Here is a 14,174-nt window from a genome sequence, read left to right as displayed (position 1 = left end):
GAAATAAGGAGGGGAATTAGTTTTTAGCTCTGGCTTTTCTTTTCATGCCTAACTCTCCCCTCCACCAACGTCTTGCCCAGCAGCTCGCCCAGCGCGAAACCACCGGCACGCGCCGCCGCCTCACGCAATCAGCGGCCGGGCTGGTGGATTTCAGTTCCAACGACTACCTCGGGCTCAGCCGCCACGCAGCGCTTCAAGCCGCCGTACAGCAAGCCACTTCCGAAGCGGCGGGCAGCACCGGCTCCCGGCTGCTCACCGGCAACTCCGCCGCCACAGAAGCTTTAGAAACCCATTTGGCGCAGTTTCACCGGGCCGAAGCGGCGTTGCTATTCAACTCTGGCTACGCAGCCAACATGGGCTTCTTCTCCGCCGTACCCCGTCGCGGCGACACCATTCTTTATGACGATGCCTCCCATGCTTCCGTGAAAGATGGCATCCGGAGCAGCTTCGCCACGGCCTGGAGCTTCCGCCACAACGATTTGACCGACTTGGAACGGCGGCTAGCCCGCGCCACCGGGGCGGTATTTGTGGCCGTAGAATCGTTGTACTCCATGGACGGCGACATGGCGCCGCTGGCTGAATTGGCTATATTCTGTCGGGACCGAGGCCTTTACCTTGTAGTAGATGAAGCCCACAGCAATGGCATATACGGGCCGGCCGGCGAAGGACTTGTAGGTGCCTTAGGATTGGAAGCCGACGTATTTGCCCGCATCCTCACCTTCGGCAAAGCCCTAGGCAGCCAAGGTGCCGCCGTGGTTGGCCCCACCGTGTTGCGCGACTATCTACTGAACTTCAGCCGTCCTTTCATCTACACCACGGCCCTCCCGCCGCTCACAATAACTGGCTTAACGGCAGCCTACCAGCTGTTGCCCACTCTAGTAGCGGAGCGGAAGGAGCTATTCGCGCTTTCTGAGTATTTGAAGGCTACGCTCAATACCGTACCTGGCCTGCACGTGCCGCTGGAAAGCCACATCATCCACCCAGTCTTCTTCCCTGATAGTCCGGGCCCCGAAGCAGTTCGCCGCATAGCCGCTGCCGCCCAGCAAGCCGGCTTCGACGTGCGCCCCATCGTGTCGCCGACAGTGCCGGCGGGTACGGAGCGGCTGCGGCTTATTGTGCACAGCTCCAACACACGAGAGGAAATTAACGGGTTGGCGGCGGTGTTAGAGCAGGCAAGTATCGGTTGAAGAAAGCATTGCGTGTTGCATCATCTCACTTAAGAGTGCCATAGTATGAGTAGCATCAACTTCAAGGAAACCATCAGTCCCTTCTTCTGGTCGGAAAGCGACAACAGCGCGTCTGTATGCCTGACGGTTGGTGACTACCGGAATGAGCTCTTCAAGACAAGAGCAAAGGAGGGCTTTGAAGGCAGCGGGTATGATTGGGCGTCTTTGGCCAAAGTGTTCTTAGAAGAGAAACAGCCGGAGCTTGCTGGCGTAGTGAAGTTTGATCCGGAAGGCAGCATGTATTGCGCCTATTCATCAGACAAAGAGGCGCTGAAGCAGTTCGCTATTGCCTTCAAAACAGCCGTTGAAGATGAAGTGCTGATACATGATCTGTTTTCTCGAGCAGAACTAGACTAACCTCAACACCCCTATCTAAAGAACCACCCCGTTGGAAAAACTTTTCATCACCGGCATTGGCACGGATGTGGGCAAGACCCTGGTGTCAGCCATCTTGACGGAAGCATTACAGGCCGACTACTGGAAGCCTGTGCAAGCAGGCCTAGAGCCTACTACCGATGCGGCTACGGTGCGCAGCTTGGTACGGAATCCGGTTAGCAAATTCTGGCCCGAACGGTATCAACTGCAACTGCCAGCTTCGCCCCACGCCGCTGCCGCCGCTGAAGGCCTAGAACTCCGAGCCACTGATTTTCAGTTGCCTGCTACCGATAATCATCTGATTGTGGAAGGTGCAGGCGGGCTGCTGGTGCCGTTGGCGCCGGGCTTGCTCATAGCCGACTTGGCGCAGCAATTCCAGCTCGAGGTGGTGGTGGTGTCGCGCAACTATTTGGGCAGCATCAACCACACGCTGCTCACGTTGGAGGCATTGCAGGCACGCGGATTACGGATACGGGGCCTGGTGTTCAATGGGGAGCCCACACCGGCTACCGAAGACTTCATCAGTGCGCACACCAACGTTCCACTCATGCCCCGGCTACGGCAGGAAACAGAAGTATCGGCCGCTGTAGTGAGCGAATATGCGGCCACTTTCCGGGCGTGGTTCGGGCTGTAGGCTAGTAGTGGCGGGGCTTGATGCGGCAGAGCCGTTACCTTTGCCGCCCCCTTTTGTTACTGTTGTATGCCTACTCTTGCCGAACGGGACCACGCCGTACTGTGGCACCCTTACACCCAAATGCAAACCGCGCCGCTGCCCGTGCCCATCGTGCGCGGTGAAGGCTCCTGGCTGATTGCGGAAGACGAAACCCGCTACCTCGACGGCATTTCGTCGTGGTGGGTGAACCTGCATGGCCATGCACACCCGCACATTGCGACGCGCGTAAGTGCCCAGCTGCACACCCTGGAGCACGTCTTGTTTGCGGGCTTCACGCACCCTTCGGCCGTGGAGCTGGCCGAGCAGCTGTTACAGATTCTTCCCGCCAACCAGGCCCGCGTGTTCTACTCCGACAACGGCTCGACGGCCGTGGAAGTGGCCCTGAAGATGGTGATGCAATACTTCCACAACCAGGGCCAGCCCGAGCGGCGCACGTTTATCTGCTTCCGCGACTCCTACCACGGCGACACCTTTGGGGCGATGTCGGTGAGCGGCCGGGGCGCGTTTACGGCACCCTTTGGCGCCTATTTGTTTGACGTAGAGTTTATTGATGTGCCCGTGCCAGGTCGCGAAACTGAAGTACTGGCACAGCTGGACGCCGTTGTGGCCCGGCCTGATGTAGCCGGTTTCATTTTCGAGCCGTTGCTGCTGGGCACCGCCGGCATGATTACGTATTCGGCGGAGGTGCTCGATGAACTAGTGCGCCGCTGTCACCGCCATGGCGTATTGTGCATTGCCGATGAGGTGATGACCGGCTTTGGTCGCACGGGGCCGCTGTTTGCCAGCGAGTACCTCACCGAGCAGCCTGATATCATGTGTTTCTCGAAGGGCCTAACGGGGGGCACAATGGCCATGGGCCTCACCACCTGCACGGCTACTATCTACGAGGCTTTTTTAAGCGAAGACCGGCTACGAACCCTGTTCCACGGCCACTCCTACACCGCTAATCCGGTGGCTTGCGCGGCGGCCTTGGCGAGCTTGGAGCTAACCCGTTCTGCCGACTGCACCGCCCACCGAACCCGCATTGCAACCGCCCACGCCGCTTTTCAACAGCAGCTAGAAGGCCAGCCGGGTATTCGGGCCGTACGCCACTTAGGCACTGTGCTGGCCGTAGAGTATGACCCCGGCGAAGGCACCAGCTACTTCAGCAACCTCCGCGACGCGCTGTACCAGCTAGCCCTCAGCCACCACGTGGTATTGCGCCCACTCGGCAATGTAGTGTACCTGCTCCCGCCCTATTGCACAACCAACGAGGAATTGGAACTGCTGTACCGCGTCTTGAGCCAGATGCGCGAATTGGTGCTTACCCTCACCGCTTCTTCCACCCATGCCTAACCCCACGGACTCCATCATCATCCGGGGCCGGGGCCGGGTTAGCGCGCTTGGCACCAGCTCCACTTCCTACGCGGCGCCTGCCACCATTCCTTTCCAAACCCGCTCCGTGGGCAGTTATTCTTTGCCCGTAGCGGCGCTGGCTGCCACTACCGAATACTCCATAGCCGAGCTACGCCGCTCCCACCCGGCCTACCGCCAGCTCGACCGGACGGTGCTGCTAGCGTTATTGGCAGCTCGCCAAGCCACCGCCGAAGCCGGCTGGCTGGCATCGGGTGGGCTTTCAACTCCAATAGGCCGTGGGCAGTTGGAATCCGTCACCAGGCAACAACCAACCAACCACAACCAGCAAGCAAGCATCAGCGTCAGCGTAGGTTCCAGCCGCGGGGCCACCGAGCGGCTCGAACAATTTCATCGTGAATTTCTGGCGGAGGGTAGTGTTTCGGTGGCCGCTTCGCCACTTACTACGCTGGGCAACGTAGCCAGCTGGGTGGCTTTTGATGCGGGCAGTACAGGCGGAGCCGCACTCAGCCATTCCAGCACCTGTAGTAGTGCGTTTCAGGCCCTTGGCAACGCCGTGGCGTGGTTGCGGGCAGGCATGGCAACGCACTTTCTGGCCGGCGGTACCGAAGCTCCGCTCACTGATTTCACGCTGGCGCAACTGCACGCGTTGGGCATCTACTCCACTTTCCCGGCTATTGACTGGCCTTGCCGGCCTGGTGCGGGCCGCCCTTCCACATTCGTGCTGGGCGAAGGAGCCGCTGTATTTGCGTTGGAGCAAGTAAGCGCCGATACGTTGGCCACGTTGCAACAGTCGGCGCAGCCGGTGTTTGTGCTGGAAGCTGTAGGGTTTGGGTTCGAGGCCATAGCCAGCAAGACTGGCCTCTCGCCCGATGGTCAGCACTTTCAGCAGGCCATGCGCCAAGCGCTGCACCAAGCCAACTGCACGGTTGCGGAAGTGGATGCCGTAGTACTGCACAGTCCGGGCACTCCAGCCGGCGATGCGTCGGAGCGAGCGGCACTACGAACTATCTTTGGTGAGGCACTACCGCCGCTTTTGTCCAACAAATGGCTGGTGGGCCATACGCTTGGTGCGTCGGGCGCGCTGAGCTTAGATTTTGCCCTGCACGTATTGGAGACACAACGCTGGCCAGCAGCTCCGTTCAGTACGGATCTGGCCACCGACGCGGCCCGCCCCATTCGGCGGATTCTGATAAACGCCGCTGGGTTTGGAGGCAATGCGGCCAGCGTAGTGGTTTCGAGATTGTAGAGAGAATGCCCAGGCTTTTTCCTGCCCGTTGAGATTTCAATAAAAAGAAGGCGCTTTGCTTGATGAAAGTGCTAAAAATTCCAGTTGGCGTTACATTGCATGCTATTCGCAACGCTCTAGCGGGTTTGCGTGTCTTTACTGTCGGCTCAACTAAATTTTCTGCATGCTTCGCTCCAGTCTTTTCTTGCTCACGCTTGGCCTCACCGCTTCTGCCTTCGCTCAAAACAAGCCAACCACTACCCCCGACCCGCTCATCACGAAGATGGTGGAAGAAGTGTCGGAAAAGAACTTGCGCGACGATGTAGATAAGCTCGTCAGCTTCGGGACGCGCCACACCTTATCCGACACCAAAAGCAAGAAGCGCGGTATCGGTGCGGCCCGCAACTGGGTGGAAGACGAGTTCAAGAAATACAGCAAGGCCAGTGGTGGACGCCTGAAAGTGGAGCAGGATACCTTCACCGTCAAGCCCGACGGCCGCCGGATCAACCGGCCGGTGCTCATGGCCAACGTTATGGCTACACTGCCCGGCACCGACCCCGCTGACAAACGCATCTTCGTGGTGAGCGGACACATTGATTCGCGGGTTTCGGATGTGATGAACGCCACCGCCGATGCGCCCGGCGCCAACGACGACGGTTCCGGCACAGTGGCCGTTATGGAGCTGGCCCGGGTGATGAGCAAGCAGCAATTTCCGGCTACCATCATTTTTGTGGCCGTACAGGGCGAAGAGCAAGGACTCTATGGCTCGACGCACATGGCCAAGCGCGCCAAAGCCGAAAACTGGGAGTTGGTGGCGATGCTCAACAACGACATCATGGGCAACTCCACCGGCCACGATCCCGAAATCAAGAACACCACCCAGCTGCGCGTGTTCAGTGAAGGCGTGCCGGCCAACGAAACGCCCGATGAAGCAAAAGTGCGGCGCACTTTGTCTTCGGAAAACGACTCCCCAAGCCGCCAGTTGGCCCGCTACATCCGCACCATCACCAAGAACCACGTAGCTGGCCACGAGGTGGTGCTGGAATATCGCCCCGACCGGTTCCTACGCGGCGGCGACCATACCCCGTTCAATCAGCAGGGCTTTACGGCCATACGCTTCTCGGAAGTGAACGAGGACTTCCGCCACCAACACCAGGACTTGCGCACCGAAAACGGCGAAGAATACGGCGACTATGCCAAGTTTATGGACTTCGCCTACCTGCGCAAAAACACGGGCGTGAATCTCGCCACGTTGGCGAATCTGGCCCTAGCCCCCGCTGCTCCCACCAACGTGGGGGTGCTCACGGCCAAGCTCACCAACCGCACCGAGCTGCAATGGGAAGCGCCCAAAGCTGGCGAAAAACCCGCTGGCTACTACGTGCTCATGCGCGAAACCAGCGCCCCGGAGTGGCAGCAAAAGTTCTTCGTGACCGACACCAAAGCCGACCTGCCCCACAGCAAAGACAACTTCATTTTCGGGGTGGTATCGGTGGATGCCGAGGGGCACGAGAGCTTGCCGGTGTTGCCCAAGCCGGTACGATAAGATTCCGCTCATGATGAGCCTATCTATCCGTGGTTTAGCGTTGTTGACGCTTTTGTTCTGCTTAGCCCTTGCAATCCCAGCGGCACAAGCTCAGTGCGAGGCGCCTATCTGGATAAGTGTCTGGCCCAGCAACAAAACTTCACTAATTCAGCCACGGCAGATATTCTTATTCACTATCTCCACTACTACCTACAGCGACCCGGTGTTGCACGCTGGCTTTGAGCAGCTAGGCTCTGATATCCACTTGTATCTTTGGTCGGCACACGATTCGGTGCCGTTGGTAGTACGGGATAAGCTACTTGACGCGGGAACTCAGCAGCTCTTAATGCAGGCTAACCGACCATTGCTAACAGACAGTACGTATGAGTTGCGCGCCCAGAGGGGAACAGAAGACGTATTCTATTTTTTTCAGAATGGCTTTTTTGGGCCTGAAAAACGCAAGGCTACCATCTACCGCTGGCAAGTAGTTTCAGCACCTGACACCCGTGCTCCTATTTGGACCAGCACTCCAACACTGCTAAAAACCGTATACGAAGAGAATAGCGAAGGAATAGAGCATTATGCTGCCTTCAACCACCCTCTTCAGGACGCTTCCGACTGCCTTGTTAAAACCACTGTGCAACATAAGCAGAGCGGGCAGCAAACTACCAGTTACCTCATCAGCTGGCAGAATATGTTGTTGATCGGCTGGTTTACATGTGGCGGCAACTTCCAGTTAGCTTCGCAGGCAGACTACACGGTTACATTTACAGCGCTAGATGCTAATGGCAACCGAGCTAGCGCCAGTAGCACGGCTATTCCATTTCGGGCACCCAAACGAGTTACTACTGGCTGGCATTAATCAGCCTATTGGTTTTTCCATTGGGCCACCCGGTACACTACAGTAGAGTTGCCTTGTAAACGGGTGTACAGAGCGTAGCGCTACCCATTTTGGGATGGTGAGTACCACCGCCACTGTGCACGAAGCTGCTGGTACAGAAATGCAGTTTAGCTACTGAAGACGTACTGCCTTTGACGGTAGCTAAAATGAAAAAGCCCCTTGCTGAGGTTAGCAAGGGGCTTTTTCATTTTAGGGCACTCTATACCTACCTGTATCTACACATATTGTTAAAGCACTCACAGCCAGCCCTAAGCGGGCTGGGTGACAACACCTATATGCGTCCGTAAACCTTTGCATACAGGAGAGTGCGGGATGGGAGGTCAATATTTTACTGGAATCTTCCAGCAGAATTCAACTAAAATCCCACACTTATATGCAGAAGCTTTATGGTTTGGCTCGGCATCTCCCCACTGCGGCGTTGCTGTTGGTGGCGCCAGCCGCGGTGGGCCAGGTAATAACTGGCAAAATCACCGCCGACGATTCGAAAGCCCCACTGCCCGGCGTAACCGTTGTCTTGAAAGGCAGCACCACTGGTACCGCCTCCGGACCCGACGGCAGCTACTCCATCAATGTACCGAACCGGCAGGGCACGTTAATTTTTTCCTTTATCGGCTACTCCACGCAGGAAGTACCGATTGATGGACGCTCGGAAATATCCATTGTACTAGGCACCGACACCAAGGCCCTGGGCGAAGTGGTGGTAGTCGGCTACGGCACCCAGAAAAAAAGCGACGTAACGGGCGCCCTGTCGTCGGTGTCAGAAGAGCAGATTCAGCAGGTAACCACCCAAAACCTGACCCAGGCCCTCCAAGGTCGGGCAGCTGGAGTGGACGTGGCCGGCGGCAACTTCCGCCCCGGCGAAACGCCCGCTATCCGCATCCGGGGCAACCGCTCCGTGCGAGCCTCCAACGAACCGCTGTACGTGGTGGATGGCATTCCGCTGGCGCAAGGCACCGGCCTCAACGACTTCAACCCCCAGGATATTCAGTCGGTGGAAGTGCTGAAGGACGCGTCGGCCACGGCTATTTATGGCTCCCGCGGCGCCAACGGCGTCGTGATTGTGACCACCAAGCGCGGGCAGGAAGGCAAGTTCACGCTCAACTACAACAACTATTTCAGCATTGATAAGGCCTCGCGCACGCTGGACCTGTTCAACGGCGGTGAGTTCCTGGAATTGCAGCGCGAAGCCAACCGCAACACCAATTCTTACGCTCCTCGCTACGCTGATCCAGCCCTGGATTACACTTTATTTGGTCAAAACGACCAGTTTGCTTGGGAAGGCATTGCCGACGGCTATGAGTGGGAAGACCGCGCAGCGCGCAAAGTAGCGTATCGGCCTACCACCGAGGAAGAGCGCGCCCTCTACGGTGCCAATGTCACCCAGATTCCTATCTACGATGCCAGCAAGGTGCGCACCACCGACTGGCAGAAGCTGGCGTTGCGCACGGCTCTTACCCAGAACCACCAAATCAGCGCCAGCGGCGGCACCGACAAGTTGCGGGCTTCCATGTCGGTGGGCTACCTCAACCAGGAAGGCATTCAGAAAGGGCAGGATTTCACGCGCTACAACGCCCGCGTCACCCTCGATTACAAGGTTAACAACATCGTCACGCTGGGCGCTTCCACCAATGCCAGCTTGGCTATCCAGAACTACGGACCCGACATCTACGGCCGCGCCGTGGGGCAGATTCCGTACGCGACGCCGTATGAGCCTGATGGGACGTTTATCGTTAGCCCAGCCTTCGTATCAACCATTTACAACCCGTTGCGCGAAGCTGAAAACGCCTTCAACGAGCGGCGCGTAACCCGCTTCTTCGGCAGCTTCTACGGCGAAGTGAAGCTCCCCATTGAAGGGCTGCGCTACCGCCTCAACGTAGGCCCCGACTTCCGCAACAACCGGACGGGTATCTTTCAGTCGGCGCGGGCTATTGCTCGGGATGCCGGTGGTATAAATTCAACTTCCTTCGCGCAGTACGACCAGGGACAGAACTTCACCTACGTGGTGGAAAACCTGCTGTTCTACGACAAGCAGATCAACGAAAAGCACAGCCTGGGCATCACGGCCCTGCAAAGCGTACAGGCTGACCGCGGGGAAAGCTCGTCGGTCAGCGCGGTTAACCTACCGTACGACAGCCAGAAGTGGTACAACCTGGGCTCGACCTATCAGGCGGCCGCCAACGGCTTCGGCACCGGCTTTTCGAAGCGCACGTTGCAATCGTGGATGGGGCGCATCAACTACAGCTTCCTGGACCGCTACGTGCTGACGGCTACCGGCCGCGCCGATGGCGCCTCCGTGCTGGCCCCAGGCAATAAATGGAGCTTCTTCCCTTCGGTGGCACTGGCCTGGAAAATTCAGCAAGAGAGCTTCCTGCAGAACGTAGCCGTCATCAACGAGCTGAAGCTGCGTGGCGGCTACGGCACCGTGGGCCAAGCGTCCGTGGACCCCTACACCACGGGCGGCACCTTACAGCGTTCCTCCTACGCCTTCAACGAAACCCCCGCGTACGGCTATTCGCCTACACCTGGCACCTTGCCCAACACGCTCGGCGGTATTCCCAACCCCGAACTACAGTGGGAACGGACCTCTACCATCAACCTGGGTCTGGACTTCGGGTTGCTTAAGAACCGGGTGAGCGGCTCGGTGGAAGTGTACCGCGCCAACACCACCGACCTGCTGCTGCCGCGCGGCTTGCCTACGGCCGGCGGGGTAGTCAACATTCTGCAAAACATTGGGGAGACGCGCAATAGCGGTATCGAAACCAGCCTGACCACCATCAACGTGGAAACGGCTGGCGGCTTCCGCTGGGCTACCGACTTCATCTACACGCGCAACAAGGAGGAGTTCGTGAAGCTGGCTTCCGGCGCCCAGGACGACATCGGGAACCGCTGGTTTATCGGGCAGCCGCTCGGCGTGTACTACAGCTACAAGAACGATGGTATCTGGCAGCTCGATCAGGCCGACGAAGCGCGCTTGTACGGCGCAGTGCCCGGCGACATCCGCGTGGTGGATACCGACGGTGTACTCGACGCCAACGGCCGGCCCGTCATTAATGCCAATGATTTCCAGATCCTAGGTTCGAACCGGCCCAAATGGTCTGGCAGCGTGAATAACACGTTCAACTACAAGGGCTTTGAGTTGAGCTTCCTGGTATACGCCCGCGTGGGCCAGCTGGTATCTACCGGCATCACGCCTGGTCTGAGTGGGGTGTTCCAGAGTCAGAAAGTGAATTATTGGACGCCCACCAACCCCACCAACGAATACCCGCGGCCTATCTACAAAGCTGAATCCGCCAACAACGGTGGTTACGCCTTTGTAAGTGGCAGCTTTGCTCGGGTGCGCAATATCTCGCTCACGTATACCGTACCGCAGGCTATCAGCTCGAAAGTAAAAATGAGCAACCTAAGCGTGTACGCCAACGCAGTGAACCCCTTCCTGTTCACCGACTTCCAGGGTCTCGACCCAGAAGCTGCTGACGTTGGCTCTACGTCCGGCGAACGGGCGCAGGCCCGCAACTTGGGCACTAAAAGCCTAGTGTTCGGCTTGCGCGTAGGATTCTGAGTTGGTTGCTGATTGCTGAGTTGAGGCATGGGGTAACAGCCGCTCAACCAACTCAACAATCAACAATTCAACAATCAACAATTAGCAATCAGCACATATTGCCATGAAAATCACCCGTACCGTACGCATTGCCTCCCTGACCGTCTTGATGGGACTTGGGTTGGGCTCGTGCAAAGACTATCTAGAAGAAGAACTGGTTTCCACGCTTACCAACGACTACTTCAGCACCGAGCAGGGCTTGGAGGATTTGGTGAAATCCAGCTACGAGCAAACTCGCTACAAATTTGCTCTTGAGCACTCGTTCGCTATGTTCAACTACGGCGTCGATGAGATGACCAGCGCCGACCAGATCAACGTCGAGTGGTGGAACCGTTACGACAACCGCCTCAATGCCTCTGATGGGTTCGTAGATGGGGTGTGGACGGCCGACTACGACGGTATCAACCGCTGCAACATCGGTATTGCCCGCATTCCCGGCATCCAAGGCACCACTACGCTCCGCACAGAAGCGCAGAAAACCCAACGCCTAGCCGAGCTGCGTTTCCTGCGGGCGTACTACTACTTCCAATTGGTGCAGCAGTATGGCGCCATTCCGCTGCTACTGGAACCCACCGAGGGCGTAAAGTTGGAGTTCACCCGCACGCCCGTACCTGAGGTATATCGCGCTATTGTAGCTGACCTGAAATTTGCGTCAGACAACTTAGCGCCGACCACCGCAGATTTCGGCCGGGCCACCAAGAACGCGGCCATGCACTACTTGGCTAAGGTGTACCTGACGCGTGGCAGTGCTGTGACGGACGTGCGCGGCCAGAAGCCTACCGACATGGACAGCGCCGCTTACTACGCCGAACAGGTCATCACCTCGAACCGCAACCCGCTAGCGGCTAACTATGCCGATCTGTTCGATGTAGCTAACTCTCCCACTACTCCCTTTTCCGTTGCTAACCCTGCTACTTATGCCAACAGCGTAGCAGCGCAAACCAACCGCGAAGTCCTCTTTTCGGCGCAGTTCAACAACATCGTCACGCTTTCGGGCCGCTTCGGCAACCGGGTACACTCCTACTTCACGTTGCAGTACGACAACGAGCCCGGTATGACCCGTGACATTCTCAATGACCGTCCTTTCCGCCGCGTGATGCCCACCAATTACGCCATGGACATCTTCGACCGGCGCAACGATTCGCGCTTCTATAAGATGATGAAAACGGCTTGGATTGCCAACAACACCAGCCCCTCTGGCTACCCCCGCTGGACGGCCGCCGACGCTCCGACGCCAGCCCTGGTAAATCAGCCGAAGTTCGCTATCAACGACACGGCCTTCTACGTCATCGTCAATACCCGCGAAAACCCGATTCCACAGGCGCAAATCAACCGCTCCCGCTACAAAATTTTTGCCCGCTACGTGCGCAACGCCGCTGGCAACGTGGTGACGGGAGCCTACGACCCAACCGGCACACTAGCCGTGCGCAACAAGTTTCCGCAGCTCATCAAGTACACCGACCCCTACCGGCCTAGTGCCGCCGAGGAAGCCGGTACCAAGGACGGTCTGCTGGCTCGTACCGGCGAAACGTACCTGATTGCAGCGGAAGCATACGGCCGCAAAAACAACTACACCAAGGCCCTGGAATATGTAAATGCGCTACGGCAGCGGGCCGCTTACAAAGCAGGTGAAGTGAAGCCTTCGGTGAACTGGCGCGTCGAGGGTGGCACGCGCGGCGACGTAACCAGCACGTATCCAACCCTGATGGCTCGGCTGACCAACTTCACTACCAACGACCCCAAAGAACTCTATCCGGCGTCGGTTACGACCACCGAGCAGCGCTTCATTCACTTCATTTTGAATGAGCGCACCCGCGAGTTGCTGGGCGAGTTGCACCGCTGGGAAGACTTGGCTCGTACCGAAACATTGCAATTGCGTGCGCCGCTCTTCAACCCCGATGCAGCAGGCGTTACCGATCCTAAATTCAAGCTGCGGCCCATCCCACAGACTCACTTGGAGCGCATCTTCCGCAACGGCCAGCCGCTAACCGCTCAAGAGCGGGCAGAGGAGCAAAACCCGGGGTATTAAACTAGGCACCTCTTTGCAACCAACCAGTTGCAACGCCCACAAAAAAGGAGCGCATCCTAAGGGTGCGCTCCTTTTTTGTGGGCGTTGTGCATCCAGGGAAAGTACCCGCCTAACCCTTTTATAACGGCAATACCACCCATCCAAAATGGTAGGGTGGCGCGCAGCCGACGCTGCTTTAGTATCCGCTTGTACAGTATTAAACTGGGTCTTTGTAGCGCAAAAAGGCCTGTATGGTACTGGATTACAGGTTACGGGGAAACAGTCGCTTGGCACCTCATTCTGTGGTAGGCAGTCGGCACCCGCTTTGTAGCGTGGTATGGCACGGTCCGTTGGTTGACCGCAACTTATTTCACTTTCCTCCCTACGGCCATGCCTGTACTTACGGTTGTCTTGCTTCTTGTTGGTTTTTTATTGCTCGGTATCCGCATTGCGCAGGAATACGAGCGGGCCATTGTGTTTCGGCTGGGCCGGTTTACGGGGGTGCGCGGGCCGGGCTTGTACTGGATCATCCCTTTCATCGAGCGGCGCGTCACTATTGACATCCGCACCAAAACCGTGGACCTGGAGCAGCAGGAAACTATCACCAAAGACAGCGTCACCATCAAGGTGAATGCGGTGCTGTGGTTCCGGGTAGTTGATCCGGCTGGGGCTATTATCAAAGTAGCCAACTTCAACCAAGCCGTGTACCAGTTGGCCGTTACGGCGTTGCGCAACATCATTGGGCAGCACCAACTGGATGAAGTACTGCGTGGCCGCCAGCAAATCAATGCGTCTTTGCTGCAACTCGTAGATGCGGCCACCGAGCCGTGGGGCGTCAAGATTGAGCTGGTGGAAATCAAGGATGTCGAGATTCCCGAGTCGATGCAGCGGGCTATGGCGCGCGAAGCGGAGGCAGTACGCGAGAAACGAGCCCGCATCATCAAGGCAGAAGCCGAGTTGGAAGCCAGCATCAAGCTCACGCAGGGGGCGCAGCAAATGGAAAACAGCCCCATGGCCTTGGAACTGCGCCGGATGCAGATGATATCCGAAATCGGCATCGACAACAGCACAACTACCGTGGTTTTGATTCCGTCGGAATTCAGCCATGCGGCCAAAAGCCTCACTGCCCTGGCAGCACAACACACAACGAATCAGTAAAGAGCGCACCACTATGCGGAGAAATGCAAATTATGTTTTTACTTGCATCCCGAAGCCACGCCTTACTGCTCGCTTTCATTTCCCATGACCCCTTTCGCTTTTGTATGCGCTTTCACTGCCCGGCCGCTGGTT

10 protein-coding genes are annotated in these 14,174 nt (G+C 57.6%); all 10 read left to right on the top strand.

The window, feature by feature from the left end; genetic code table 11:
* Positions 1-44 precede the first annotated feature (44 nt).
* The 10 genes from MTX78_RS07905 to MTX78_RS07860 all read left to right on the top strand — a co-directional run bounded on the left by MTX78_RS07905 (position 45) and on the right by MTX78_RS07860 (position 14,042).
* Entirely contained in the window at positions 45-1,187 is a 1,143-nt protein-coding gene (locus tag MTX78_RS07905) for an aminotransferase class I/II-fold pyridoxal phosphate-dependent enzyme (protein ID WP_243801486.1), read from the top strand.
* 45 nt (positions 1,188-1,232) lie between these two features.
* Positions 1,233-1,583: an immunity 51 family protein gene (locus MTX78_RS07900; protein ID WP_243801485.1), complete on the top strand. Its 351-nt coding sequence runs from the start codon at positions 1,233-1,235 to the stop codon at positions 1,581-1,583.
* Positions 1,584-1,614: 31 nt separating this feature from the next.
* Positions 1,615-2,235: a dethiobiotin synthase gene (bioD, locus tag MTX78_RS07895; RefSeq protein ID WP_243801483.1), complete on the top strand. Its 621-nt coding sequence runs from the start codon at positions 1,615-1,617 to the stop codon at positions 2,233-2,235.
* 66 nt (positions 2,236-2,301) lie between these two features.
* The gene (gene bioA, locus MTX78_RS07890; RefSeq protein ID WP_243801481.1) at positions 2,302-3,609 is read left to right on the top strand and encodes an adenosylmethionine--8-amino-7-oxononanoate transaminase; all 1,308 of its coding nucleotides are present in this window, start codon (positions 2,302-2,304) and stop codon (positions 3,607-3,609) included.
* A complete protein-coding gene (locus MTX78_RS07885) occupies positions 3,602-4,876 on the top strand; it encodes a beta-ketoacyl synthase N-terminal-like domain-containing protein (RefSeq protein WP_243801479.1) in 1,275 nt (424 codons plus the stop codon). The genes bioA and MTX78_RS07885 overlap by 8 nt, the downstream gene beginning before the upstream one ends.
* Before the next feature lie 163 nt (positions 4,877-5,039).
* A complete protein-coding gene (locus MTX78_RS07880; RefSeq protein ID WP_243801478.1) occupies positions 5,040-6,398 on the top strand; it encodes a M20/M25/M40 family metallo-hydrolase in 1,359 nt (452 codons plus the stop codon).
* 205 nt (positions 6,399-6,603) lie between these two features.
* Positions 6,604-7,239 (top strand): hypothetical protein, encoded by a 636-nt coding sequence (locus MTX78_RS07875; RefSeq protein WP_243801476.1) that lies wholly within the window; start codon positions 6,604-6,606, stop codon positions 7,237-7,239.
* Between the two features lie 412 nt (positions 7,240-7,651).
* Positions 7,652-10,837, top strand: a complete 3,186-nt coding sequence (locus MTX78_RS07870; protein WP_243801474.1) for a SusC/RagA family TonB-linked outer membrane protein — start codon at positions 7,652-7,654, stop codon at positions 10,835-10,837.
* Between the two features lie 103 nt (positions 10,838-10,940).
* Positions 10,941-12,905, top strand: coding sequence for a RagB/SusD family nutrient uptake outer membrane protein (locus MTX78_RS07865; RefSeq protein WP_243801473.1), 1,965 nt, complete (start codon positions 10,941-10,943; stop codon positions 12,903-12,905).
* Between the two features lie 369 nt (positions 12,906-13,274).
* Positions 13,275-14,042 (top strand): slipin family protein, encoded by a 768-nt coding sequence (locus MTX78_RS07860; protein ID WP_243801471.1) that lies wholly within the window; start codon positions 13,275-13,277, stop codon positions 14,040-14,042.
* Positions 14,043-14,174 lie beyond the last annotated feature (132 nt).

The organism is Hymenobacter tibetensis, from assembly GCF_022827545.1.
GTDB classification, from domain to species: Bacteria; Bacteroidota; Bacteroidia; order Cytophagales; family Hymenobacteraceae; genus Hymenobacter; species Hymenobacter tibetensis.
Note: the sequence above shows the minus strand (reverse complement) of the source record. Positions and strands in the feature narration are given on the sequence as shown.